Source organism: Kitasatospora hibisci (genome assembly GCF_043950205.1).
GTDB classification, from domain to species: Bacteria; Actinomycetota; Actinomycetes; order Streptomycetales; family Streptomycetaceae; genus Kitasatospora; species Kitasatospora hibisci.
The window spans coordinates 2,635,001-2,660,207 of the sequence record NZ_CP171642.1; the positions used below are offsets into that span (position 1 = coordinate 2,635,001).

Below are 25,207 nucleotides of genomic sequence, written 5' to 3' on the forward strand. Positions count from 1 at the left end.
GTTCACCTCAAAGGCTCGGGCGCGCTTCATCAGATCCGGATCGTCGAGGACCTTGTCGATGTCCTCGGGACGACCGTGCTTGGTGAAGTGTTCCAGCTTCACCTGGATGAAGAGTGCCTGCGCGCGCACGGCGACCGGCCCGTCCGGCCCGCCGATGCGCGCCTCGCCGGCGCTGTAGATCTTGCGGCCGTGCACGCCGGTGACCCAGGCGCGCAGGTGCAGCACCGAGTCGACGGGGACGGGGCAGAGGAAGTCGGTCTCCAGCCGGCCGGTGACGGCCGGGGCGTGCAGCAGCCAGTTCAGCGTGCCGAGCGTCTCGTCCATCGCCGTGGTGAGCAGGCCGCCGTGGGCGAGGCCGGGGCCGCCCTGGTGTACCGAGCGCACGGTGAGCTCGGCGGTGACGTCGAGCCCCTCTCCGGCAACGGCGTCGATCCGGAGACCGCCGGGGTGCTGCGGCCCGCAGCCGAAGCAGTGTTCGTAGTGCGAGCCGAGTCTGGTACCCGGCGCGGGGGCCTCCGGGGCGCGCGGCGGCAGCACGGCGTCCGGCGGGGGCGTGGTCGGCGACAGCGGCTGGGTCGGCGCCGGCTGCGCGGTGGGGGTGGTGGGGGCTATGGAACCGGTCACGGCGGACAACCCTACCGACCGGTAGGTGGCTTGGTTCCGGGGGTGGCGTCCCGGGCCGGCCGTAACGGCGCCCACAATGGGGGCATGTACGACGAACGCCTCACCGTGCCGCGCTCCTGGTGGCTGCTCCCGGTCGCGATCGGGCTCACGCTCGCGTTGATCATGCTGCGTCTCACCGCCGTGGGCGCGCTGGTCGGCCTGGTGGTCGGCATCGCCGCCGGCGCCGCCGCGATCAGCAGCTACGGCTCCGCCCGGATCCGCGTGGTGCAGGGCTCGCTGGTCGCGGGCACGGCCCGGATCCCGGTCGACGCCCTCGGCACCGCGCAGCCGCTCGGCCCCGCCGAGGCGGTGGCCTGGCGCGGGCCGAAGTCCGACCCGCGCGCCTTCATGCTGCTGCGCAGCTACGTGCCGACCGCCCTGCGGGTCGAGGTCAGCGATCCGGCCGACCCCACGCCGTACCTCTATCTCTCCACCCGTTCGCCGATGAAGCTGGCCGAGGCACTGGAGGAGGCCCGGCGCGGCGCCCGCACCTGAGCGGACGGCGGGCCCGAGCGGCACCGGCCGGAAGCCGGACAGCCGGAGAACGGAGAAGGGACGGTCCCGCGGTGCGGGACCGTCCCTTCGATTTCGGTAGCGCCCGGGGTGCCGCCCGAGGGGGCACCCGGTGCGGGACGCGGTACTGCGCTGGTACTACCCGGCTCCGTACTGCTGGTGCGTCCGCCTCGACGGCCGCCGAAACTGCCTTCCGGCCCCGCTGCCCGGGGCCGGAAGGGGCGGTGTGCCGGTCTCGCGGCAGGCCGCGAGGACCGGACCATGGCCGCCCTCGCGCTCAGGCGCCGCAGTCCCGGCAGATCGGGTTGCCGTTCTTCTCGCTGTACAGCTGGCTGCGGTGGTGCACCAGGAAGCAGCTCATGCAGGTGAACTCGTCGGCCTGGCGCGGCAGCACCCGGACGGAGAGCTCCTCGTTCGAGAGGTCGGCGCCCGGGAGTTCCAGGCCCTCGGCCGCCTCGAACTCGTCGACGTCGACCGAGCTGCCGGTCTTCTCGTTCCGCCGAGCCTTCAGTTCCTCGATGCTGTCCTCGTTGAGGTCGTCATCGGTCTTGCGTGGGGTGTCGTAGTCCGTTGCCATTGTTCGCTCTCCCCCTCCGGGTTGTGCGGTGTGCGGTATCTCCAGCGCACGTAACGCATGGGGGGTCGGTCTTGTGCCCGACCCGAGGCGGAGATTTTGCCTTACTTCAAGCCCTGTTACTCAATCGACACTCAGCCAGGGGTCCGTTGGGGTGATCCACTCGGGCTCGGGAGGCCTCACGCTGGGCCATCGTCGACCGGCGAGGAGGCCCGCCCGCCGGATACGCACAGTGATCATCGACCGCGCCGGCGTCCGCCAACTCCCTTGCCCACCAGCCATGAGAGTCGATCCGGCCGGACAGGGGCCGCCCGGGATTCCCTCACGCACGGCAACCTTGGGACCACCCACCATGATCACGCTCCGGGGTCGGGTCGACTCGCGGAGCGACACGGTGTGAGCTTGGTCACGTTCCGAATCTTCCGGGGCAAACCGCGGAAAATCCCCCCAAGCGGAACAGCCGGATCCCGGGCCCGCGGCACCCCGCGGTTCGTGTCCGGCCGCTCCTGCGGTCGGGGCCCCCGGACGGGCCCGCCGGGGGCCCGTCCGGCCCGCCGCCGGCGGCGCCCGCTACCGGCCGCCGGCCCGCGCGGCACGGCGGGCCAGCAGGGCGGCCTGACGCTCCTCGAACTTGCGCGCCTGCTCGTCCAGGCCGCCGAGGAAGGCGCCGAGCTCGTCCTGGGCCTGCTGCCCCGTCGGCCCCAGGTCGGCGACCTCCATCACCTTGAGGTGGCGCAGCACCGGCTGCAGCACGTCGTCGTGGTGGATGCGCAGGTTGTAGACGCCGCCGATGGCGATCTGGGCGGCGGCCCGCTCGAAGCCGGGGATGCCGTGGCCGGGCATCCGGAAGTCGGTGACCACGTCGGCGATGGCGCGCATGGCCTGGTCGGGCGCGATCTCCAGGGCCGCCTTCAGCAGGTTCCGGTAGAAGACCATGTGCAGGTTCTCGTCGTTGGCGATCTTCGCGAGCAGCTGGTCGCAGAGCGGGTCGCCGGCGAAGTGCCCGGTGTTGCGGTGCGAGATGCGGGTGGCCAGCTCCTGGAAGGCCACGTAGGCGACCGAGTGCAGCATGCTGTGGGAGTTGTCGGACTCGAAGCCCTCCGACATGTGGGCCATCCGGGCCCGCTCCAGCTCGTTCGGGTCGACGGCGCGGGTGGCGATCAGGTAGTCCCGGATGGCTATGCCGTGCCGGCCCTCCTCCGCGGTCCAGCGGTGCACCCAGGTGCCCCAGGCGCCCTCGCGGCCGAACATGGTGGCGATCTCGTGGTGGTAGCTGGGGAGGTTGTCCTCGGTCAGCAGGTTGACCACGAGCGAGACCCGCCCGAGCGGGGTCACCTTGGACTGCTCCACCGACCAGGCCTCGCCGCCCAGCACGCCGTCGAAGTCGCGGCCCTGGCTCCACGGGATGAACTCGTGCGGCATCCAGTCCTTGGCGACCTTCAGGTGGCGGTTGAGCTCCTTCTCCACCACCTCTTCGAGGGCCATGATCAGTCGCGCGTCGGTCCAGGCGCTCGAACCGAGCGAGGCGGTGCGCTGCACGGGGGCGATGGTCACGAGTCTTGCTCCTGGGGGACGGCACGCACGGGGACGGGCGCGTTGGGGGCGGGCGCGGGACGCGCTCTGTCGGGACGCACTTACGGTTGCGTAGGTTACGACACCGTAAGTTGCCCGGACCGGAAATGACAAGCCGCCCCCGCCAGGCCTTATGTCGTCTTGACAGGCCTGACGGGGGCGGCGGAATCGGTCGGCGCACGGAGCGCGGCACACCCGGACGGCGTAACGGGCCCAGGAGGGCCCTGCGGCGGCGGTCAGGCTCCCGGGATACGCACCCGCATGGTGAGGCCGCCACCGGCGCGCGGAGTGGCGTCGACGGTGCCTCCGTGCGCGCGGACGACCGAGCGGACGATGGAGAGGCCGAGACCGACCCCCTTGTCGCTGCGGGTCCGGTCGGCGCCCTTCACCCGGCGGAACGGCTCGAAGATGTGCTCCAGCTCGTAGCCGGGCACGACCGGCCCGGTGTTGGACACCACCAGCTCGCCGCCGCCACCGGGCACGCCGGCGGTGGTGATCTCCACCCAGCCGCCGGCGGTGTTGTAGCGCACGGCGTTCTGCAGCAGGTTGAGGGCCAGGCGCTCCAGCAGCACGCCGTTGCCGGCGACCACGGCCGGGCCGAGCTCGGAGCGCAGCTCCACATCGCGTTTGCCGGCCTCGGCCCGGGTCTGCTCCAGCGCCCGGGTGGCCACCTCGGAGAGCTCCACCGCACGGCGGTCGGTCAGCTCGTTCTCGCTGCGCGCGAGCAGCAGCAGGCCCTCGACCAGCTGCTCGCTGCGCTCGTTGGTGGCCAGGAGGGTCTTGCCGAGCTGCTGAAGGTCGGGGGAGGCGGCCGGGTCGGAGAGCTGGACCTCCAGCAGGGTGCGGTTGATCGCCAGCGGAGTGCGCAGCTCGTGCGAGGCGTTGGCGACGAAGCGGCGCTGGGAGTCGAACGAGCGGTCCAGGCGGTCCAGCATGTCGTCGAAGGTGTCGGCGAGCTCCTTGAGCTCGTCGTCCGGCCCGTCCAGCTCGATCCTGCGGTGCAGGTCGGAGGAGGCCACCTCGCGGGCGGTGCGGGTGATCCGCCCGAGCGGGCGCAGCACCCGGCCGGCCATCGCGTAGCCGGCCGCGAAGGCGATCACGGCCAGGCAGACCAGCACCGTGAGGGACTTGCGCAGCAGGGTGTTGAGGGCCGAGTTGGACGCCAGGTCGTGCCGGTTGGCGAGGTACTGGTTGAACTGCTCGCTGGTCATCGGCACGCCGTTGACGGTGATGTCCTTGCCGAACACGAAGGACGGCGGTGCGACGTCGTGCAGTGCCTGCCGGACGAAGAAGTACATCAGGAGCAGCAGCACCACCCCCGCCATCAGGAACATCCCGCCGTAGAGCAGGGTGAGCCGCATCCGGATGGTGGGGCGGAAGGGCAGCCAGGCGAGCATGCCGTCGCCGGGGACGTAGGTCTCGCGTGACGCGGAGTGCAGCCGGGGCACCCGTGGCAGGTGCGCGGGCTTGGGCGGGACCGGCTTGGGCTGGACCGGCTTCGGCGGAACGGCGCGCGAGCCGCCGGCGGGCGCGCCGGAGGGCCCGCCGGCCGGGGGCGGGGTCGTCATGGTGTTCCTCTCGGGACGTCCGCCGGGCGGCGGGAGCGGTGGGTCCGGCGCGGCGGCCGGAGGGGTCAGATCCGGTAGCCGGATCCGGGGACGGTGACGATCACCGGCGGGTCGCCGAGCTTGCGGCGCAGGGTCATCACGGTGACCCGGACGACGTTGGTGAACGGGTCGGTGTGCTCGTCCCAGGCCTTCTCCAGCAGCTGCTCGGCGGAGACGACGGCACCGCCGGCCCGCATCAGCACCTCCAGGACGGCGAACTCCTTGGGGGCCAGCTGGACGGTCCGCCCGTCGCGGATCACCTCGCGGCGACCGGGGTCGAGCGAGATGCCGGCGCGCTCCAGCACCGGCGGCAGCGGGACGGTCGCGCGGCGGCCCAGCGCCCTGACCCGGGCGACGAGCTCGCTGAAGGCGAACGGTTTCGGGAGGTAGTCGTCGGCGCCGATCTCCAGGCCCTCGACCCGGTCGCTGATGTCGCCGGAGGCGGTCAGCATGATCACGCGGGTGGCCAGGCCCTGGTCGACCACGCTGCGGCAGACGTCGTCCCCGTGGACCAGCGGCAGGTCGCGGTCGAGTACCACCACGTCGTAGTCGTTGACCGCGATGCGCTGGAGCGCGGCCTCCCCGTCGTACACCACGTCGACGGCCATCGCCTCGCGGCGCAGGCCGGTCGCGACGGCCTCGGCAAGCAGCTGCTCGTCCTCGACGACGAGAACCCGCACGGTCGTTGTCCCTTCTCCAGGCCGGCCCCGGAAGCGGACGCACGGCTCCGACGGTGCCTCCATCCTGCCTGGTCCCGCGGTAAAGCAGCGATAAGCTGCCCCGGAGGCAGGGACGCCGCTCCGACGTCGACCGCCGTGATCACCGCCCGGGGCCCGATTCGCACCCGGAGCACTCCGCTTGGCCTGTGACACAGGCAACTTTCTCGCGGCGGTAGGTTTCCCCGGGCCGGGGGCGGGGAGGACAGGTGCACACCCGCGATCTGGCTATTGGCCGATCGCACCCACCCGCCGTGCGTTCATCCGCGCCGGCCCTGGGGTTGGGGCGTCACCGGGAGCGGCCGAGGGCCGTCTCCGCGCCCGTCCGGAGCTCACCACCGACCGGACCGGGCGCTTCCGCTGGCCACCACGACCCTGGGGCGGGGGACGCACAACGTGCACGTCCGACACAGTAAGGGGGCCCGCATGGACGCCTTCACCGCCGGAATCCTGCAGCGCATAGCCAACGCCGAGCAGGATCTGCACCGCGCGATCGAGGCCGGGGACGAGTTCCTGGCCGAGGTGGAGCAGTCCGAGCTGGACGATCTCCGCCGGCTCGCCGCCGAACACGGCGTCGACACGGTGCTGGAACGCCACCGCACCGCGGCCTGAACCGCCCGACCCGCCCGACCCGACGCCGGTCCTCCGGCACCAGCGGCCCTGTGGGGGCCGTGCGAGATCCCAAGCCCTGGCATCCCCCGTATGCCAGGGCTCTTCGTTCGCCCGCGGGGCACCCGTCACCGGGTGTCCCGCGGTGACGGCCCGGACTCATTCCCGCCCGGGCTCAAGTCCACCCGGGCCCTGGTCCGCCCAGGCGCGGAGCTCGGCCAGGCGTTCCCGGAGCGGCTCGTAGACGCCCGGCGCGGCCGCGACGGTGAGGTCGCCGTCGGGGCCGTGCCCCGGGCGGCCGCCGACCAGGGCACCGGCCTCGGCGGCGATCAGGCAGCCCGCGGCGCGGTCCCAGGGGGCGAGCCCTCGCTCGTAGTAGCCGTCCAGGCGGCCCGCGGCCACGTCGCACAGGTCCACGGCGGCGGCCCCGCCCCGGCGGATGTCGCGGACCTCCGGCATCAGCGCGAGCAGGATCGCGGCCTGACGGGCCCGCACCTCGCGGACGTAGTTGAAGCCGGTGGCGATCAGTGCCTGCCCCCACGGCGGGGCCGGGCGGGCCGCAACCGGGCGGCCGTCCAGGAGGGCGCCACGGCCGAGGACGGCCTGGAACAGCTCGCCGCGCGCCGGCGCGTACACCACGCCGACGACCGCCCGGCCGTCGATCTCGGCGGCCACGCTGACGGCCCAGGAGGGCAGCCCGTACAGGTAGTTGACGGTTCCGTCGAGCGGGTCGACGACCCAGCGGACCCCGCTGGTGCCGGGCCGCTCGGCGCCCTCCTCGCCGAGGTAGCCGTCCGCCGGGCGGCGGTCGCCGATCAGCTCGACGATCAGCTTCTCGGAGGCGAGGTCCATCTCGGTGACCACGTCGACCGGGCTGCTCTTGGTCCCCGCCACGCTCAGGTCGGCGGGCCGGCCGTCGCGCAGCAGGGTGCCCGCCTGCCGGGCGGCGTCCAGGGCGACGTCGAGCAGTTCGTCGAGCAGTTCGGGGCTGGGCACGGGGTCCTCCTCGGGACGGGGTCGTCGGCTCGGGACGGGATCGTCAGCGCTCGGCGGCGGCCGGGCGCGGTGCGCGCGGGTTGGGGCAGCAGGCCACCGCGCAGACGTCGTGGCTGGGACCGAGCCTGCCGGTCGCGCACCGGGTCACGGCCTCGCCGCGTTCGGCGGCGGCCCGCTCCAGGACGAGCTCGCGCACCGCGGCGGTGAACCGCGGGTCGGCACCGACGGTGGCCGCACGCGCGACCGGCAGGCCCAGCTCCGCGGCCTTCGCCGCCGCCTCGGTGTCCAGGTCGTACTTGACCTCCATGTGGTCGGAGACGAAGCCGATCGGGACCATCACCACGGCGGGCGCGCCGTCGGCGTGCTGCGCCTCCAGGTGGTCGCAGATGTCGGGCTCCAGCCACGGGATGTGCGGGGCTCCGCTGCGGCTCTGGAACACCAGCTCGCAGCGCCGGTCGGCGACGCCGGTGCGCTCGGCGACGGCCTCGGCGATCAGCCGGGCGACGTCCCGGTGCTGGGCGACGTAGGCGCCGCCGGGCCGGCCGCGGGCCGGGTCCTCCGGGTCACCGGAGCTCTCCGCCATGGTCTCCGGGATGGAGTGGGTGGTGAACGCCAGCCGGGCGCCGTCGCGGACCTCCGCGGGCAGCCCCTCCAGCGCGGCCATGGTGGCGTCGATCATCGGCTCGACGAAGCCGGGGTGGTTGTAGAAGTGGCGCAGCTTGTCGACCGTCAGGGCGGGCAGCCCCTCCTCGGCGAGCGTCGTCAGGGCGTCCGCGAGGTTCTCCCGGTACTGGCGGCAGCCGGAGTAGCCGGCGTAGGCGCTGGTGGCGAGGACGGCGACGCGGCGGTGCCCGTCGGCGGCGATCTCCCGCAGGGTGTCGACCAGGTACGGCGTCCAGTTGCGGTTGCCCCAGTAGACCGGCAGGTCCAGGCCGTGCTCGGCGAAGTCCTTGCGCAGCGCGGCCAGCAGGTCCCGGTTCTGCTCGTTGATCGGGCTCACACCGCCGAACATGAAGTAGTGCTTGCCCACCTCCTTGAGCCGCTCCTTGGGGATGCCCCGGCCCCGGGTGACGTTCTCCAGGAAGGGCACCACGTCCTCCGGGGCCTCGGGCCCGCCGAAGGAGAGCAGCAGCAGGGCGTCGTACGGCGGGGCCGCGACCGGAGCGGCGCCGGAGGGCGAGGGATTGCGCACGTCGGACATGGGACCGATCCTGCCATTGAGGGGCCGGGCCGCGCGGACAGGGCCGCGTCAGGCGTCCGGAATATACCGATTGCCAAGGTACGTAAGCTGTGTTGACCAGCCTCGTTCCTTACTCCCGCGGAGCTCCCCCGTGCTGTCCAGCTACCGCCAGATCTTCGCCGCACCCGGCAGTCTGGCCTTCTCGTCCGCCGGCTTCCTAGCCCGGCTGCCGATATCGATGACCGGCATCGGCATCGTGACCATGCTCTCCGAGCAGAGAGGGTCGTTCGGCGTGGCGGGCGCGGTGTCGGCCACGCTGGCGATCGCCGCCGGCGTGCTGGGCCCGGCGGTCTCCTGGCTGATCGACCGCCACGGGCAGCGCCGGGTCGCCCTCCCCGCCGCCGCGCTCACCGTGGCCGCCGCGATCGGGCTGCTGCTCTGCGCACACTTCGAGGCACCGGCCTGGACGCTGTTCCTCTTCGCCGTCGGCATGGGCGTGATGCCCAGCGCCGGCGCGATGGTCCGCGCCCGCTGGGCCCACCTCTACCGGGACGAACCGGCCAAGCTGCACACCGCCTACTCCCTCGAAGCGGTGGTCGACGAGTTCTGCTTCATGGTCGGCCCCATCGTCGCCGTCAGCCTGGCCACCAACGCCTTCCCCGAGTCCGGCGTGCTCGCGGCCGTCGTCGCGTTCACCGTCGGCGTCGCCCTGTTCACCGCCCAGCGCCGCACCGAACCGCCGGTCCACCCGGCCTCCGCCCACAGCAGCAGCAGCGCCATCCGCAACGGCGGCCTGGCCGTCCTGGTGCTGACCTTCATCGCCACCGGCGCGATCTTCGGCTCGGTCGAGATCGTCACCGTCGCGTTCGCCAAGGCCCAGGGCCACGAGGGGCTCGCCGGCACGGTCCTCGCCGTGTGGGCGCTCGGCTCCGGCCTGGCCGGCATGGTCTACGGCACCCTCAAGCCGAAGGGCTCGCTGGCGAACCGTTTCTTCGCCGGGGTGCTGATGATGGCGCTCAGCATGATCCCGGTCCTGCTCGTCGCCTCGACCGTGCAGGGCATGACCGGCCTGCTCGCCGTCGGCGCCGCCCTGCTGATCGCCGGTGTCGCCATCTCCCCCACCCTGATCTCCGCGATGGCCCTGGTCGAACGCCTCGTCCCGGCCTCCCAGCTGACCGAGGGCATGGCCTGGACCACCACCGGGCTCGCCCTCGGGGTCGCGTTCGGCTCCGCGGCCGGCGGCTGGGTGGTCGACGCCGCCGGCGCGGCCGGCGGATACTGGGTGCCCCTGGTCGCCGGGGCGTTCGGCGTCCTCGCCGCCCTCACCGGGCTGCGCCGCCTGCAGTCCGGCATCGCCGCTCCCGAAGCCCCCGAGCCGGCCGGACAGACCGTAGACCTCGAACGGTGAACTGACTACTCTCTCCCTACCCGCGGCCCTACCCGCGGGTAGGGAGACCGCAGGGCGGGCCGACCGCCCCGGAGCGAGCCGACGCCGTTCGGCCACGGAGCAGGAGGCAACCGCAATGCCCCAGGCCAGTACCGCACCCCGCACCCGCTGGACCAACTGGGCCGGCAACCAGAGCGCCCACCCGTCCCGGGTGGTCACCCCCGGGACGGCGGAGGAGCTGGCCAAGGAGATCCTGCGCGCCGCCGACCAGGGCCGTACCGTCAAGGCGGTCGGTTCCGGCCATTCCTTCACCTCCATCGCTTCGGCCGGCGACGGCATCCTCGTCCGCCCGCACGCGATGACCGCCGTCCGGGCGGTCGACCGCGAGGCCGGCACCGTCACCGTCGAGGCCGGACTCCCGCTGGCCCGGCTCAACCGGCTGCTCACCACCGCCGGGCTCTCGCTCACCAACATGGGCGACATCGAGGTGCAGACCGTCGCCGGCGCGACCAGCACCGGCACCCACGGCACCGGCCGGGACTCCGGCTCGCTCGCCGCCCAGATCCGGTCACTGGAGATCGTCCTCGCCGACGGCGACATCCGGCACTGCTCCCCCACCGAGAACCCGCGGCTCTTCCAGGGCGCCCGGCTCGGCCTCGGCGCCCTCGGCGTGATCACCGCGCTCACCTTCGCGGTCGAACCGGCTTTCCTGCTCACCGCGCACGAACAGCCGATGAGCTTCGACGAGGTGCTCGACCGGCTCGACGACCTCACGGCCGTCAACGAGCACTTCGAGTTCTACTGGTTCCCGCACACGGACCGCTGCTCGACCAAGCGGAACAACCGCAGCCAGGGCCCGGCCGCCCCGCTCCCCCGGTTCAAGGAATGGCTGGAGGACGACTTCCTCTCGAACACCGTCTGGGAGGGTGCCTGCCGGATCGGCCGACGCTTCCCCGCCACCGTTCCCACGATCGCCTCGCTGGCCAGCCGCGCCTGGTCGGACCGCAGCTACACCGACACCGCGTACAAGGTGTACACCAGCCCGCGGAAGGTCCGCTTCACGGAGATGGAGTACGCGGTGCCGCGCGAGGCCGTCGGCGAGGTGCTGCGCGAGCTGAAGGCCATGGTCGAGCGATCCGACTGGCGGATCAGCTTCCCGGTCGAGGTGCGGTTCGCACCGGCCGACGACCTCTGGCTCTCCACCGCGAACGGCCGCGACAGCGCCTACATCGCCGTCCACCTCTACCGGGGCTCCGCCGAGCAGGGCTACTTCACCGAGGTGGAGAAGCTGATGACGGCCCACCGCGGCCGCCCGCACTGGGGCAAACTGCACACCCGCGACGCCGGCTACCTCGCCGGGGTCTACCCCCACTTCGCCGACTTCACCGCGCTGCGGGACGAGGTCGACCCGCAGCGCGTCTTCGGCAACGACTACCTGCGCCGGGTACTGGGCGCCTGAGCCGCGTCAGCCCCCGGTCGGTGCCGGGGCGGCCGGGGTGGCCGCCGCGCTCGGGGCCGGCGGCTGCGGGGTCGACCCGCCGGCTGGCTTCGACGCGCCGCCGCTCGGCGGGACCCCGCCCGTCGGGCCGGCCGTCGGGGTCGAGCTCCCGCCCGCCGACGGCGAGGAGTCACCGCCGCCGCCGGCGCTCGGGCTCGCACTCGGGGCGGCCGAGGGCGAGGCGGCGTCGCCCCGCCCGGCCGACGGCGACGAGCCGCCACCGCCCGGCGACGCGGTGCCCGACGGAGCACCGGCACCACCGGAGCCGTCCGGCGGAGCACCGGCCGGCACGTCGGCCGGCTTCGACGGGCTCCACGGATCCGGCCGGTCCGAACGCCCCGACGGACCCGACGGCTTCGGGGCGACCGTGCCGCCGAACGACGTGCCGCTGCCGGACTCCCCCTGCACCGTCGCCGACACCGGCTGACCGGTGGCCAGTTCGAAGGCGACGATCGGCGTCATCGCCAGCACGAACACCAGGCCGGACACGGCGGCGAGGGTCCTCCACGTCCACCGCCGGCGCGCCCGCGCCGTCCGCGGCTCGCTCCACTCCGAGGGGAGTCGTGGACGCCCCGCCGCGGACACCGACTCGAACGCCGCCCCGGACACCGACCCGGCCGGCACCTGGCGCAGCGCGTTCACCTCCACCCCCGGCCCGGTCCGCTCCACCGCCTCGCGCAGCTGCTCGCCGGTGCGTCTGAAGAGGTGTTGGAAGACCGCACTGCCCGTGGTCGCACCGGCACTCACCACCGCGGCGCCCAGAATGGTGCCGTAGACGCCGAGTTCGGAGGCGAGCACCGCCCCCACCACGGCGGCGAGTGCACTCGCGGCGACCTGAGCCACACTCAGATCAATTCGCCTGCGACCCACCTTCTTCTCCTCCTCGGCGGCGGGCTTCTGCTCCGGCATCGACATCCCTCGTCAGTACGACTGTCCTTCGAACAAGTCACTCCATCTTGCGCAAAGAAGGACACAAGGGACGAAAATGCGGTTGCAGGCCGGAGATATATGTGAAGATGATCACCGTTCCGTGGTCGATCGTCGACCATCGGGGGAGTGCGCTCTTGAGATTCCCGTGAATCGCGGGAGACTTGAGCGGCGAGCCGCCCCTTTGGATGCCACGAATGGAGTACTGTTCGTAAAGCCTGAGCCCTGGGTCGACTTGTCGACTGCCCATCAACCGGCAGCTTGACAAAGAGCCACGGGGCGGGCACGCACGGCGACGCCCGTCCCGGAACGTCGCGTTCACTGCTCGTGCGAGGACGGCCGGGACACCCAGGCGCGACGTCGACGGATGGCGTGGCAAAAAGGCAACCGTGCCACAGCGGCGTGGCCGGGCGTAAGCCCGACACGCCGGGGAACTCAGCAAGGTTGTGGCCAGTCGCGAGTGGGCAGGCCACACTCAGTACGGGAGCAGCGACGCAGGTGACGTCGGCAGGCACCACCCGGGAGGTAACCGTGCCCGAACTGCGGGTTGTGGCCGTCAGCAACGACGGCACACGGCTGGTGCTCAAGGCTGCCGACAGCACGGAGTACACCCTCCCCATCGACGAGCGGCTGCGCGCCGCCATCCGGGGCGACCGCCCCCGCCTCGGCCAGATCGAGATCGAGGTCGAGAGCCACCTCCGCCCCCGTGACATCCAGGCGCGGATACGAGCCGGTGCCTCCGCCGAGGAGGTCGCGCAGGCCGCCGGCATCTCCGTCGACCGGGTCCGCCGCTTCGAGGGGCCGGTGCTCGCCGAGCGCGCCTTCATGGCCGAGCGGGCCCGCAAGACCGCGATCCGCCGGCACGGCGAGTCCCCCGGCCCTCAGCTCGGCGAGGCCGTGGCCGAGCGGCTCGCGCTGCGCGGCGCCGAGAAGGACACCGAGCGCTGGGACTCCTGGCGCCGCGACGACGGCACGTGGGAGGTCATCCTCTCCTACCGCGCCGACGGCGAGGGCCGCTCCGCGTCCTGGACGTACGACCCGCCCCGACGCCTGGTCCAGCCCAACGACGACGAGGCCCGCGCGCTGATCGGCGAGAACGTCGAGCGCGAGGAGGAGTCGGTCTTCCCGTTCATCCCGCGGATCGCCCGGCTCCCCCAGGACCGGCCGCCCCGCCCGATGATCGACCGCCCCTCGGCCGACCGCATCATGTCCGGCCGCGAGGTGCGCGAGGCCCGCGAGGCCACCGCGGAGTCCCGCGACTCGCTGACCAGCCTGCTCGACGTCGTCCCCGCCTTCCGCGGCGACCTCGCGGTCGGCGCCCCGCCGTCCATCGAGCCGGTGCCGACCGAGGTCGCCGAGGAGAGCGAGGAGGCCGCCGCGGCGGCCGCGGCGGGCGCACCCGCCGTCGGAGCCGGCTCGGCGTACGCGGACATCCTGATGCCGCGCGCCGTCGCCCCGCACCGCGAGCGGCTCGTCGGCACGACCGACCGGCAGGCCGAGGCGGACGGCGTCCGCCCCGGGCGCCGGGCCACCGTGCCCAGCTGGGACGAGATCGTCTTCGGCAGCCGGCGCAAGAAACAGGAGTAGCGGAACACCACGCGTACGGCGGGCGGCTCAGCCCGGCTGGTCGGTGACCGCCACCGGCCGGCCGGCGTCGCTCGACCACTCGCTCCACGAACCCGGATACAGCGTGGCCGGCAGACCCGCCACCGCCAGGGCCAGGATCTGGTGCGCCGCCGTCACCCCCGAACCGCAGTACACCGCGGTCTCCCGCTCCCCCGCGCCCAGCGCACGGAACCGCTCGGCGAGCTCGGCGGCCGGTCGGAACCGCCCGTCCGGGCCGACGTTCCCGGTGGTCGGCGCGGAGACCGCCCCCGGGACGTGCCCGGCCCGCGGATCGATCGGCTCGGTCTCACCCCGGTACCGCTCCCCCGCCCGGGCGTCCAGCAGCAGACCGCTCCGCGCCCAGGCCGCGGCACCGTCACCGTCCACCGTCGGCAGCTGCCCCGGCACCGGCTTGAAGTCGCCCTCCTCCGACACCGGTACCTCGGTGGTCACCGGCAGCCCGGCCGCCTGCCAGGCCGCGAAGCCCCCGTCCAGCACCCGCACATCCCGGTGACCGGCCCAGCGCAGCAGCCACCAGGCCCTCGCCGCGGCCATCGAGGTGGCGCCGTCGTACACCACGACCGGCCGGTCCGCGCGGACCCCGAACCGGCGCATCGCGGCACCGAACTCCTCCGGGTCCGGCAGTGGGTGGCGGCCGCCGCGCCCGGGCGGGCCGGCCGGGGCCGCGAGGTCGGCGTCCAGCGCGACGAAGTGCGCGCCGGGCAGGTGGCCGACCGCGTAGTCCTCGATACCGGGCGGGCCGCCGAGCTGCCAGCGCACGTCGAGCAGGACCGGCGGGCGGGACGAGGCCAGCACCTCGCTCAGCCCGACCGCCGAAACCAGCGGGGATTCGTCGTAAGAGGTGGTCATGCCGGCCATTCTCGCGCAGCACCGCCAACTCGCCGCTCTTTGTGCGGTCTTTGCCGGACTTTCCGCGCGGCCCGAGGGTTCGACGTGCGCCAGGGTGGAACGATCACCCTCACGTGCGCCGCTCCGTGCGCCGACCGCCCCGTGAGGAGGAGGCCCGCATGCCTGCGGTGAAGCTCCGGCTGGCCCAGGGCACACCGTGCTGGTTCAGCCTGATGACCGACGACCTGGCCGGCGCCCGGGCGTTCTACGGCGAGCTGCTCGGCTGGACGTACACGCCCGGCCCCGGCCAGCTCGGCGACTACGTGCGGGCCGAATCGGCCGGGGAGCCGGTGGCCGGGCTGGGCGTCTCGTCGGTGCCGGGCTTCCCCGTGCAGTGGACCACCTACTTCGCCGTGGACAGCGCCGACCGGACGGCCCAGCTGGTGCACGAGTGCGGCGGCACGGTCGCGGTCGGCCCCCTCCAGGCCGAACGGGCCGGGCGGCTGGCGATCGCGGCCGACGTGTCCGGCGCGGTCTTCGGACTCTGGCAGGGCGAGGAGCACACCGGCCGGGAGGCCGGCCCCGAGCCCGGCGGGCCAGCCTGGGCCGAGCTGCTCACCCCGGACGAGGCGGGCGCGGCGGCCTTCTACGGCACGGTGCTGGGCCGACCGGTCACCGCCGCCGACGGCGGGTCCGCACTGCTGGTGGACGGGCGGCCGGTGGCGGGTCTGCGCCCCGGCACCGAGCTGCGCGGTCACCCGCCGCGCTGGCGGGTCCACTTCGCCGTCCGGGACGCCGGGTGGACGGCGCGTCGGGCGGTCGAGCTCGGCGGTCGGGTGCTGGTGGAGCCGCACGCGACCGCGCGCGGCCGGGCCGCCCGGCTGGCCGACCCGCAGGGCGGCCACTTCTCGGTCCTGGAGCCCTGACCCGGGGGCGTCCCCGGTCTCAGGCCTGCTGCTCCTCGAACGGGAGCACGTCCGGGGAGAGCACCGAGGCACGGGCGGTGGCCGCGGTCAGCCGACGGCGGTGGTGGCGGCGGCAGAGCACCTCGTAGCCGACCTCGTCCTCGCTCACCGAGATGTCGCCGATGACGACCTGGGCGCCCTCGACCACCATCACGCCGCCCACCGTGCGGGCGTTGTGGGTGGCCCGCGCACCGCACCAGCAGAGCGCCTCGACCTGGAGCACCTCGACCCGGTCGGCGAGCTCGATCAGCCGCTGCGAGCCGGGGAAGAGCCTGGTCCGGAAGTCCGTGGTGATCCCGAACGTGAAGACGTCGATGCCGAGTTCGTCCACCACCCGGGCCAACTGGTCGACCTGCTCGGCGGCGAAGAACTGGGCCTCGTCGCAGATCAGGTAGTCCACCCGGCCGCCGGCCGAGAGCCGGTGCACCACATGGGCGTGGAAGTCGAAGTCGTCCGCGACCTCGACCGCCTCCGCACGCAGCCCGAGCCGGCTGGAGATGGTGGCCGCACCGGCCCGGTCGTGACGGGTGAGGATGATCCCCTGTCGGCCGCGGGCGGCGTGGTTGTGGTCCATCTGGAGCGCGAGCGTCGACTTGCCGCAGTCCATCGTGCCCGAGAAGAACACCAGTTCAGCCATGGGTGGTGCAGAGGCCTTTCAGAGGAAGGGGGGTTCAGCGGCGGACTTCGAGCAGCGGCACGAACTGCTCCACCGCGGTCATCGAGCCGTGCAGACCGATCATCGCGGACTCACCGGGCTCGTTGCGGGAGGCGATCACGGCGACGTCGTCACGGGCGGCGGCCACCACGTCGCCGATCCGGTGGTAGACCCGCTCGTCCACCGACGGGCCGAACCAGCCGGCGGCGATCGCCTCGTCCCGGGTGGCCACCCACATCCGGTCGCCGAGCACCTCGCTCCAGACCGTGTGCACGTCGGTGGCCGCCCCCGGCACGGCGTACACGTGCCGGGCCCGGCCCTCCCCGCCGAGCAGCGCCACGCCGGCCCCGAGCTCCCAGTCCTCGTCGAAGTCGATCCGGTCCTCCGGCGCGATGTCGATCATGCCGTGGTCGGCGGTGACGTACATCGCCGAGCGGGGCGGCAGCTGCTCGGCGAGCCGGCGGGCCAGGCGGTCCACCGCGTCCAGCGTCATCCGCCACTCGTCGGAGTCCACCCCGAACCGGTGACCGGCGCCGTCCAGCTCGCTCACGTAGGTGTACACGAGGGCGCGGTCGTGCTCGGCCAGCCAGGCGGCGGCCCGGTCCATCCGCTCCTCGCCCGTGGTGCGGCCGAGGAAGCTGCCGCCCGAGAGCGCCACCCGGGTCAGCGGGGTCTGGGCGAACAGCGGTGACGAGACCTGCGCCGTCGCCACCCCCGCCAGATGGGTCTGCTCGAACACCGTCGGATAGGGCTGCCAGACCGCCGGGTCCGTGTGCGGCTGCCAGCGGAGCTGGTTCATCAGGTAGCCTGCGCCCGGAACGGCCACCGTGTAGCCGGCCAGACCGTGCAGGCCGGGCGGCGTCCCGGTGCCCACCGAGGCCAGCGAGGTGGCGGTGGTGGACGGGAAGCCCGCGGTCAGCGGGCGGCCGGAGCCGCCGAGCGAGCTACCGGCCAGCGAGGAGAGGAACGGCGCGTACTCGGGGTGGCGCAGCAGTAGCTCCCAGCCGAGGCCGTCGACCAGGAACACCACCACCCGGTCGGCGGGCTCGATCGGCAGCGTCGCCGTGAAGCCGGGCACACCGAGGCCGGCCGCCACCGAGGGCAGCAGGTCGCAGAGCGAGCCGCCTCCGTACGGGGGCGCCGGGGCGGTGGCGGGGTCGAGGATCTCGAAGGCGTCGTGGCCGTCGGGTGCGAAGGACATGGCTGAGAGGCTGGCTTCCTGGCTTCCGTTGCGTGGCCGGTGGGTCGCACGGCCGTGCGGCGCGTGCCGCACGGCCCGGGACTCAGACCCGCGGGCCGTTGCTGATCGTCGCGTCGGAGAGCGCGCGGGCGAACACCAGTGCCTGGGCGACCGTCTCCGGGCCGTCGCCCGCCTCACTGACCCGAAGTGACAGGTCGTCAGCGGTGGCCGACCCGGTGTAGCCGTGGTCCGCCTCGCAGTTCGGGTCCGAGCAGCCGGCCGGCTCCAGGTCGAGCCGCTGCACCGCGCCCCAGCCGATGGTCAGCACGACCTCGCGCGGCAGCGTGCCCGGGGTGTACGTCTCCGGGTTGGCGACCATCCGGCTCACCACGACCGAACCGATCCGGTCCAGCCGGACGCTCTCGGTGGAGGTCGTCGCGAAGGGCACCGCCGCACCGGCGCCGTCACCGGACTGCTCGTCGGTGTGGCTCACCACGAAGCGGGTCGGGGTCAGCACGAGCACGGTGACGTGCCGGCGGACCTCGTTGGCGTCGAAGGTGGTCTCCTGGTGCACCAGGTAGGAGCTGATCGGCTCGGGACCCACCGCGGACTCGACCGCCTCGGACACCAGGGCCGGGTAGTAGCCGCTGCGCTCGATCGCCGAGCGCAGGTCCTGAGTGGTGGTGGTACCGGTCTTCGCCATAACTCCATCCTGGCATGGTCCGCCGACGAAGCGGGCGGCGCGGCGCCGAGCTTCCGGGCAACAGCGCCCCGGGGCGGGGCGCAACCAAGGAAGGTTACAGGGTGCTCATGGCGCGCGGGCCCAGATCGCTGCGGACGGGCAGGGGCGCGAGCCGCACTCGCGCCCCCAGGATCGCCAGTCCGTGCGGGGCCACGACCACGGGTTCGAGATCCACCGAGGTGACCTCCGGCAGGTCGTCGACCAGCCGGGAGACCCGCAGCAGCAGCTCCTCCAGGGCACCGGTGTCCACCGCCTCGGCCCCGCGCCAGCCGAACAGCAGCGGCGCCGCCCGGACCTCGCGGATCAGCCCTGCCACGTCCTGGTCGGTGGCCGGGACGAGCCGGTGCGCGACGTCGCCGAGCAGCTCGGCGGGGGCGCCGGCCAGACCGAAGGAGAGGATCGCGCCGACCGCGGGGTCGACCGTGGCGCCGATCACGGTGTCCACCCCGCGCGGGGCCAGCCGCTGGACGACCAGCTCCGCCTGGGCGGCCCCGCCGAGCAGGGCGTCCAGCTCGCGGTGGGCGCGGCGCAGCCCCGGTTCGCCGGTCAGGTCCAGCCGGACGCTGCCCAGGTCGGGCCGGTGGCGCAGGTGCGGGGCGGTGGCCTTGAGCGCGACGGGGTAGCCGATCGCCGCCGCGGCGCGGACGGCGGACTCCTCGTCGGGGGCGGGCAGGGTCGGCGAGACGTCGATGCCGTAGTCGGCCAGCAGCGCGGCGGCCTCGGTGTCCGGCAGGGTGATCCGCGCCCCGCCGGGCTGGGTGCGGGCGAAGAAGCCCTGGCGCGCAGCGCCACGGTCAAGGGTGGTGGCGGGCGACGGGCGGGCAGCCGTGCGGGTGGAGAGCACGGCCCCGACCCGGGCCCGGGCGGCGCCCTCGTCGATCCGGTCCAGCTCGGGAACGCGGGCGGTCTCCTCGGCCACGACCGTCCGGCGGCGCCAGTGGGCGTAGTGCACCGCGTGGGCGAGGGCGCGGACGGCCCGCTCGGGGGCCGGGTAGGCGGGGATGCCGCCGGGCCGCAGCCGGTTCGGCAGGTCGGTGAGCGCCAGGTGGGTCAGCAGCAGCGGCTTGCCCAACTCGCGGGCGCGGTCACCGGCTTCGAGCAGGGCTGCGGCGATCTCGGGGTCGTCGGAGCCCATCTCCGGGTCGTCCGGGCCGGCCAGCCGGCCGCCCATGAAAGCGTGCGCGGAGGTGCCGATCGGCGGGATGGCCACCGCGATCACCGCGTCCACGGCCTGGTCCTCCAGGGCCACGTCCAGTGCGATCCGGAAGTTCTCGCCGGTGGCGGCGGTGGTCAGGTCGACGGGGGTGCGGGGGCGCAGCCCGGCGCTGAGGCAGGCGTCGTGGGTGAGCAGGCCGAGCGAGTCGGAGTTGCCGACGACGGCGACCCGGTCACCCGGCGGCAGCGGCTGCAGGGCGAGCAGTTCCCCGGTGTCGTACAGCTCGGTGATGGTCTCCACCCGGGTGACGCCGGCCTGCTCGAACAGCGCGTCGACGGTGGCGTCGCGCAGCCCGGTGGCGGTGGCCGGGACGGTGTGGCCGGGGGGCAGGCTGCCGGTGTGGCGGGCGCCCTTGACCACCACGATCGGCTTGGCGGCGGCCAGCCGGCGGGCGATCCGGGTGAACTTGCGGGGATTGCCGAAGGACTCCAGGTAGAGCAGCACCACGTCGGTGGCCGGGTCCTCGGCCCAGTACTGGAGGAGGTCGTTGCCGGAGACGTCGGCGCGATTGCCGACCGAGGCGAAGGAGGAGACCCCGAGGCCGCGGCGGTGGGCGGCCTCCAGCAGGGCGACGCCGATCGCGCCCGACTGGCAGAAGATCCCGAAGCCGCCGCGCTGCGGCAGGGCGGGCGCGAGCGAGGCGTTGAGCGGGTGCTCGGGATCGGTGTTGATCAGGCCGAAGGCGTTCGGCCCGATCACCCGCATGCCGGCCGCACGGGCCTGGCGGACCAGGGCGCGCTGGCGGTCGCGGCCCTCGGGGCCGGTCTCGGCGTAGCCGGCCGTGACCACCACCAGGCCCTGCACACCGTGCGCGCCGCACTCGGCGACGGCGTCGGGGACGGCGCCGGCCGGGACGGCGATCACCGCGAGGTCCACCGGGCCTGGGATGTCCAGGATCGAGCGGTGCACCGGGACGCCGTCGACCTCGGTACCGGCCGGGGCGTTGCGGTTCACCGCGTAGATCCGGCGGTCGTCGTCCTTGCCGCCGGCCTCGAAGCCGACCAGCAGGTCGCGCAGGAGCGCCCGGCCGACGGTCTGCGGGTTGCGCGAGGCGCCCAGGACCGCCACCGAGCGCGGGGTGAGCAGCCGCTGCACCGACCTCGCCTCGGCGCGGTGCTCGCGCGCCCGCATGACGGCGAGCGAGGCCGCGGTCGGCTCCAGGTCGAGCTCCAGGTGGACCACGCCGTCGGCGAAGCTGCGGTGCTGGGTGTAGCCGGCGTCCGTGAAGACCTTCACCATCTTCCGGTTCTCCGGCAGCACCTCGGCCTGGAAGCGGCGGATCCCGCGCTCCTGCGCGACCGCGGCGATGTGCTCCAGCAGCGCGGAGGCGACCCCGCGGCCCTGGTGGGCGTCCTGCACCAGGAAGGCGACCTCGGCGTCGGTACCGGTCTCGGAGGGGCGGCCCTCTGCGTCGATCCGGTCGTAGCGGACGGTGGCGATGAAGCGGTCGCGGATCACCACGGCGAGGCCGACCCGGTTCACGAAGTCGTGGTGGGTGAAGCGGCGGACGTCCTTGTCGGAGAGCCGGGGGTAGGGCGCGAAGAAGCGGAAGTACTTGGACTGGTCGGAGACCTGCTCGTAGAACTCGACCAGGCGGCCGGCGTCGTCGGGCGTGATCGGCCGGATCCGGGCCGTGCCGCCGTCACGCAGGAGGATGTCGGCCTCCCAGTGCTGCGGGTAGTCCGGCTCGCTCTGCTCGGGGTGCGGTACCGCGGCGTCGTCCACATTCGTCAGGTTATCCGGCGACGAGCCGAATGGCGCCGGGCATGCACCCGGGGCAGGGTGGACAGGGCCCGAGGGGTCCGCCGGCCGGGTCTTGAGCCCCTTCTTATGCCCCCGAAAGAAACAATCACAACTCCCGAACGGGGCGGCTCGGAGAAGTCCCCTGCGTGCAACACTGGTCTAGACAACATGGCCGCCTCCCCCAAGCCCGGCCATGACCAGCTTCACCGGAAAGGCACGTCTCATGGCTGAGCGCCGCGTCACCATCGGTTGGGCCGAGGGCCTGCACGCCCGTCCCGCCGCCGTCTTCGTCAAGGCCGTGGCGGCCACCGGCGTGCCGATCACCATCGCCAAGCCGGGCGGCGTCCCGGTCAACGCCGCCTCGCTGCTCGGCCTGCTCGGCATCGGCGCCCAGGGCGGCGACGAGGTCGTCCTCGCCTCCGACGCCGACGGCGCCGACCAGGCCCTGGACCGCCTCGCCAAGCTCGTCACCGAAGGCCTCGACGAACTCCCCGCCGCCGCCTGAGCGGGTCCGGCCAGCAGAAAGCGTCCGGCAGTGCCTAGCACTGCCGGACGCTTCTGCTCGCACACCCGGCCGCATCCACACCATCGGGCGAACCGGTGAGCGATCGGCCCACAGCGGTGACCGATCGCACAGATGCTCGCCGCAGGACGTTCCTCGACCTCGAACGACCCGACCACGCACACCTGTCCGCCTTTCTCCGGGCGGACGGACACCTCACAGAGCAGTCCCGCAATCGCGGCCGGCTCACCGTGGGGCTCCCGGCGCGCGCCGCCCCGATCCTGGAGGAGTTCCAGCGGCTCTGCCCGTACAACGGGAGCATTCGCCACCGGACCCGCGACACGCATTCCAAGGCGGAGTACACCTCGGCGGTGTGGACCGTCTGCGCCCGCGGGTTCCGGGAGGAGCTTCAGGCACTGGGCCTGCCCGCGGGGCGGCAGTCCGAGACCGTCGTGCCACCGACCGTCCCCTTCTCCGAGCGCGACTACGCGAGGGGCTTGGTCGATGCCGACGGCTCGGTGGGACGCACTCGCAGGACCTCCCGTTCGTGAGCCTCGAAGGCCCCATGGAGGAGGCCCCCGGGTCCCCCGGGGGCCTCCTCCATGTATCAGCCCTTGACGCAGACGACCTGCTTCAGGTGGGCCACGATCTCGACCAGGTCCTTCTGCTGCTCGATGACCTTCTCGATGGACTTGTAGGCACCCGGGATCTCGTCCACGACACCGGAGTCCTTGCGGCACTCCACGCCCTTGGTCTGCTCGACCAGGTCCTGAGTGGTGAACCGCTTCTTCGCCGCGCTGCGGCTCATCTTCCGGCCGGCACCGTGCGAGGCCGAGTTGAACGCCGCCTCGTTTCCGAGGCCGCGGACGATGTACGAACCCGTCCCCATCGAGCCGGGGATGATCCCGTAGTCGCCGGAGCCAGCCCTGATCGCGCCCTTGCGGGTCACCAGCAGGTCGACGCCGTCGTACTGCTCCTCCGCCACGTAGTTGTGGTGGCAGCTGATGACCTCGTCGAAGGCGACCCTCGCCTTGGCGAACTCTCGGCGGACGACGTCCTGGAACAGTGCCATCATCACCGCGCGGTTGTTCTTGGCGTACTCCTGCGCCCAGAAGAGGTCCTGACGGTAGGCCGCCATCTGCGGGGTGTCCGAAATGAACACCGCGAGATCACGGTCGACCAAGCCCTGGTTGTGCGGAAGTGAGCGCGCCACCCCCATGTGGTGCTCGGCCAGCTCCTTACCGATGTTGCGCGATCCGGAATGCAGCATCAACCAGACAGAACCGGTGTCATCAATGCACAACTCCGAGAAGTGGTTTCCACTTCCGAGCGTTCCCATCTGCTGCATGGCCCGTTCGCGGCGCCACTTGACCTCCGGGGCCACCCCGTCGAAGCGCTGCCAGAAGTCGTCCCAGCCCGCCGTCGCGAAGCCGTGCAGCTTGCGCGGGTCGACCGGGTCGGTGTGGAGACCGCGGCCGACCGGGATGGCCTGCTCGATCTTGGAGCGGAGGCGGGACAGGTCGTCCGGCAGGTCCTTCGCGGTCAGCGAGGTCTTCACCGCACTCATCCCGCAGCCGATGTCCACGCCGACCGCCGCCGGGCAGACGGCACCCTTCATCGCGATCACGGAGCCGACGGTCGCGCCCTTGCCCAGGTGGACGTCCGGCATCACGGCGAGGCCGTGCAGCCAGGGCAGCGAGCTGATGTTGCGCAGCTGCTGCATGGCCTGGCCCTCGACGGTGGCCGGGTCGGTCCACATCCGGATCGGGACCCGGATGCCGGGCACCTCGGTGTACGACATGGTTGAACGACCTCCAAAGGTCGGTTGGTTCAAGCGTAGGTGTGGTGCCGCGCGAAGAGTCCCGGCGCGGCTCGGGGAAGATCAGGGGCAGTGCTCAGACTGCGGAGGGGCGGCGTCGGGAGGACGACGGCCTCGGGGAGCGCAGTATGGTCGGCTCGACCCGCATGGTGACCGCCTCCTCTCCGTGTGTGTGCCGGTGTGTACCGGCTGCCCGGGGGATATCTACCCACAGCGCGCTCGCGCCCCGCAAGGCATTAACGACGGCGGGCCCGGCGGAGCGGAGTGCTCCACCGGGCCCTGCCCGTACCGGGGTTCGGCGGTCTCAGGCGCTGATCACGGTGACCTCGCCGATGCCGAGCCCGCGCACCTGCTCCGCGAACGCCGACGCGTCGCCGACCAGCACGGTGACCAGGCGGTCCGGCGGGAAGGCGGCGACCACGGCATCGGTGGCGGCGGCGGTGGGGAGTTCGGCCATCTGCCGGTAGACCTCGGCCTGGTAGTCGTCCGGCAGGTGCTGCTCGACCTGGTCGGCCAGGGTGCCGGCGACGGAGCCCGCGGTCTCGTACTTCAGCGGCGCGACGCCGACCAGGAACTGCACGGCCTCGTCGCGCTCGGCGTCGGTGAGGCCCTCGGCGGCGAGGGTGCGCAGGATGGTCCAGGTGTCGGCGAGCGCCGGGGCGGTGGAGGCGGTGTCCACCGAGCCGCTGATCGCGAGCAGCGCGCGGCCGCTGCCGTCGGCGGCGGAGCGCAGCGGCTGGGCGAAGGCCCGGACTCCGTAGGTGTAGCCCTTCTCCTCGCGCAGCACCCGGTCGAGGCGGGAGGTGAGGGTGCCGCCGAGGCAGTAGGTGCCGAGGATCTGGGCGGCCCAGGCGGGGTCGTGGCGGTCCGGGCCGATGCGGCCGATGAGCAGCTGGGTCTGGACCGAGCCCGGCCGGTCGACGATGACGACGCGGCCGGTGTCGTCGGCGGTGACCGGGGCGTGGACGCCGGCCTCGGCGGGGGCGGCGGTCCAGGTGCCGAGGGTGTTCTCCAGCAGCGCGGGCAGGTCGGTGCCGGTGAGGTCGCCGACCACGACGACGGTGGTGGTGGCGGGCCGGATGTGGGTGTCGTAGAAGGCCTTGACGCCGCCGCGGTCGATGGACTTGACCGTCTCGGCGGTGCCGCCGCGGGGGCGGGAGAGGCGGTCGGCGCCGTCGAAGAGCTCGGCGTAGAGGGCCTTGGCCGCACGGCGGGCGGGGTTGGCCTGCTCGTGGACGATCTCGTCGAGGCGGTTGGCGACGAGGCGCTCGATCTCGTCCTCGGGCAGTGCGGGGGCCCGCAGGGCGTCGGCGAGCAGGCTGAGCCCGCGCTGGAGCCGGCTGGCGGGGACTTCGAGCGAGACCCGGATGCAGGGGTGGTCGGCGTGCGCGTCGAGGGTGGCGCCGGCGCGCTCCAGCTCGGCGGCGAACTCCTCGGCGGTGAGGGTGTCGGTGCCCTCGCTGAGGGCGCGGGCGAGGATGCCCGCGATGCCGTCGAGGCCGTCGGGTTCGGCGGCGAGCGGGGCGTCGAGCAGGACGTCGACGGCGACCAGCTGCTGGCCGGGGCGGTGGCAGTGCAGGACGGTGATGCCGTTGCCGAGGGCGGCGCGTTCGGGGGCCGGGAAGGCCCACGGGCTGGGGGTGCCGGGCTTGGGCTGGGGGTGGAACGTCATGGCGGGGACGTGGTCCG

23 protein-coding genes (1 of these 23 only partly in view) are annotated in these 25,207 nt (G+C 73.3%); 8 read left to right on the top strand and 15 right to left on the bottom strand.

Annotated elements, in window-relative coordinates; genetic code table 11:
- Positions 1-567: the 5' portion of a PaaI family thioesterase gene (locus ACF9IK_RS11245; protein WP_395298539.1), read on the bottom strand. Its footprint begins 6 nt before the window's first position; only the first 567 of its 573 coding nucleotides appear in the window; it begins with the start codon at positions 565-567; the stop codon falls past the left edge of the window.
- Between the two features lie 141 nt (positions 568-708).
- On the opposite strand from ACF9IK_RS11245, the gene ACF9IK_RS11250 reads away from it, so the two are divergent.
- A complete protein-coding gene (locus tag ACF9IK_RS11250; protein ID WP_395294097.1) occupies positions 709-1,158 on the top strand; it encodes a DUF3093 domain-containing protein in 450 nt (149 codons plus the stop codon).
- Positions 1,159-1,453: 295 nt separating this feature from the next.
- Here ACF9IK_RS11250 and ACF9IK_RS11255 read toward each other — a convergent pair whose 3' ends face one another.
- The 4 genes from ACF9IK_RS11255 to ACF9IK_RS11270 all read right to left on the bottom strand — a co-directional run bounded on the left by ACF9IK_RS11255 (position 1,454) and on the right by ACF9IK_RS11270 (position 5,609).
- Complete coding sequence (locus tag ACF9IK_RS11255) at positions 1,454-1,753, bottom strand: DUF4193 domain-containing protein (RefSeq protein WP_148642658.1); 300 nt, start codon at positions 1,751-1,753, stop codon at positions 1,454-1,456.
- Between the two features lie 567 nt (positions 1,754-2,320).
- A complete protein-coding gene (locus tag ACF9IK_RS11260) occupies positions 2,321-3,304 on the bottom strand; it encodes an acyl-ACP desaturase (protein ID WP_395294098.1) in 984 nt (327 codons plus the stop codon).
- Positions 3,305-3,558: 254 nt separating this feature from the next.
- Complete coding sequence (locus tag ACF9IK_RS11265) at positions 3,559-4,890, bottom strand: sensor histidine kinase (RefSeq protein ID WP_395294099.1); 1,332 nt, start codon at positions 4,888-4,890, stop codon at positions 3,559-3,561.
- A gap of 65 nt (positions 4,891-4,955) precedes the next feature.
- Complete coding sequence (locus ACF9IK_RS11270) at positions 4,956-5,609, bottom strand: response regulator transcription factor (protein WP_238863910.1); 654 nt, start codon at positions 5,607-5,609, stop codon at positions 4,956-4,958.
- A 462-nt stretch (positions 5,610-6,071) separates the two neighbouring features.
- On the opposite strand from ACF9IK_RS11270, the gene ACF9IK_RS11275 reads away from it, so the two are divergent.
- Positions 6,072-6,257: a hypothetical protein gene (locus ACF9IK_RS11275; protein ID WP_030301315.1), complete on the top strand. Its 186-nt coding sequence runs from the start codon at positions 6,072-6,074 to the stop codon at positions 6,255-6,257.
- A gap of 156 nt (positions 6,258-6,413) precedes the next feature.
- On the opposite strand, the gene ACF9IK_RS11280 is transcribed toward ACF9IK_RS11275, so the two are convergent.
- Together ACF9IK_RS11280 and ACF9IK_RS11285 are read right to left on the bottom strand one after the other, a co-directional pair.
- A complete protein-coding gene (locus tag ACF9IK_RS11280) occupies positions 6,414-7,250 on the bottom strand; it encodes an inositol monophosphatase family protein (protein ID WP_395294100.1) in 837 nt (278 codons plus the stop codon).
- Positions 7,251-7,293: 43 nt separating this feature from the next.
- Complete coding sequence (locus ACF9IK_RS11285; protein WP_395294101.1) at positions 7,294-8,451, bottom strand: ferrochelatase; 1,158 nt, start codon at positions 8,449-8,451, stop codon at positions 7,294-7,296.
- A 130-nt stretch (positions 8,452-8,581) separates the two neighbouring features.
- Between ACF9IK_RS11285 and ACF9IK_RS11290 the strand changes: the two genes are divergently transcribed.
- Both ACF9IK_RS11290 and ACF9IK_RS11295 read left to right on the top strand, forming a co-directional pair.
- Positions 8,582-9,838, top strand: coding sequence for an MFS transporter (locus ACF9IK_RS11290; RefSeq protein WP_395294102.1), 1,257 nt, complete (start codon positions 8,582-8,584; stop codon positions 9,836-9,838).
- A gap of 115 nt (positions 9,839-9,953) precedes the next feature.
- Complete coding sequence (locus tag ACF9IK_RS11295) at positions 9,954-11,276, top strand: D-arabinono-1,4-lactone oxidase (protein ID WP_395294103.1); 1,323 nt, start codon at positions 9,954-9,956, stop codon at positions 11,274-11,276.
- 6 nt (positions 11,277-11,282) lie between these two features.
- Here the strand turns inward: ACF9IK_RS11295 and ACF9IK_RS11300 are convergent, their stop codons facing one another.
- Entirely contained in the window at positions 11,283-12,224 is a 942-nt protein-coding gene (locus ACF9IK_RS11300) for a hypothetical protein (protein WP_395294104.1), read from the bottom strand.
- A 516-nt stretch (positions 12,225-12,740) separates the two neighbouring features.
- On the opposite strand from ACF9IK_RS11300, the gene sepH reads away from it, so the two are divergent.
- Entirely contained in the window at positions 12,741-13,829 is a 1,089-nt protein-coding gene (gene sepH / locus ACF9IK_RS11305) for a septation protein SepH (protein WP_395294105.1), read from the top strand.
- Between the two features lie 27 nt (positions 13,830-13,856).
- Here sepH and ACF9IK_RS11310 read toward each other — a convergent pair whose 3' ends face one another.
- Complete coding sequence (locus tag ACF9IK_RS11310; protein ID WP_395294106.1) at positions 13,857-14,717, bottom strand: sulfurtransferase; 861 nt, start codon at positions 14,715-14,717, stop codon at positions 13,857-13,859.
- Between the two features lie 158 nt (positions 14,718-14,875).
- Between ACF9IK_RS11310 and ACF9IK_RS11315 the strand changes: the two genes are divergently transcribed.
- Positions 14,876-15,622, top strand: coding sequence for a VOC family protein (locus ACF9IK_RS11315; RefSeq protein ID WP_395294107.1), 747 nt, complete (start codon positions 14,876-14,878; stop codon positions 15,620-15,622).
- Positions 15,623-15,641: 19 nt separating this feature from the next.
- On the opposite strand, the gene ACF9IK_RS11320 is transcribed toward ACF9IK_RS11315, so the two are convergent.
- From ACF9IK_RS11320 to ACF9IK_RS11335, 4 genes are all read right to left on the bottom strand, one after another.
- Complete coding sequence (locus ACF9IK_RS11320; RefSeq protein WP_395294108.1) at positions 15,642-16,298, bottom strand: thymidine kinase; 657 nt, start codon at positions 16,296-16,298, stop codon at positions 15,642-15,644.
- Between the two features lie 34 nt (positions 16,299-16,332).
- Positions 16,333-17,517 (bottom strand): alkaline phosphatase family protein, encoded by a 1,185-nt coding sequence (locus tag ACF9IK_RS11325; RefSeq protein WP_395294109.1) that lies wholly within the window; start codon positions 17,515-17,517, stop codon positions 16,333-16,335.
- A gap of 82 nt (positions 17,518-17,599) precedes the next feature.
- Entirely contained in the window at positions 17,600-18,199 is a 600-nt protein-coding gene (locus ACF9IK_RS11330) for a DUF5998 family protein (RefSeq protein ID WP_238863920.1), read from the bottom strand.
- A gap of 94 nt (positions 18,200-18,293) precedes the next feature.
- Entirely contained in the window at positions 18,294-21,179 is a 2,886-nt protein-coding gene (locus ACF9IK_RS11335; protein ID WP_395294110.1) for a GNAT family N-acetyltransferase, read from the bottom strand.
- Between the two features lie 241 nt (positions 21,180-21,420).
- Here ACF9IK_RS11335 and ACF9IK_RS11340 point away from each other — a divergent pair, with 241 nt between their 5' ends.
- A complete protein-coding gene (locus ACF9IK_RS11340; RefSeq protein ID WP_395294111.1) occupies positions 21,421-21,702 on the top strand; it encodes an HPr family phosphocarrier protein in 282 nt (93 codons plus the stop codon).
- A gap of 116 nt (positions 21,703-21,818) precedes the next feature.
- A complete protein-coding gene (locus ACF9IK_RS11345; RefSeq protein WP_395294112.1) occupies positions 21,819-22,250 on the top strand; it encodes a hypothetical protein in 432 nt (143 codons plus the stop codon).
- A 56-nt stretch (positions 22,251-22,306) separates the two neighbouring features.
- On the opposite strand, the gene ACF9IK_RS11350 is transcribed toward ACF9IK_RS11345, so the two are convergent.
- Together ACF9IK_RS11350 and ACF9IK_RS11355 are read right to left on the bottom strand one after the other, a co-directional pair.
- The gene (locus ACF9IK_RS11350; RefSeq protein ID WP_395294113.1) at positions 22,307-23,500 is read right to left on the bottom strand and encodes an RtcB family protein; all 1,194 of its coding nucleotides are present in this window, start codon (positions 23,498-23,500) and stop codon (positions 22,307-22,309) included.
- Positions 23,501-23,822: 322 nt separating this feature from the next.
- Positions 23,823-25,190, bottom strand: coding sequence for a M16 family metallopeptidase (locus ACF9IK_RS11355; protein ID WP_395298540.1), 1,368 nt, complete (start codon positions 25,188-25,190; stop codon positions 23,823-23,825).
- Between the last annotated feature and the right edge of the window lie 17 nt (positions 25,191-25,207).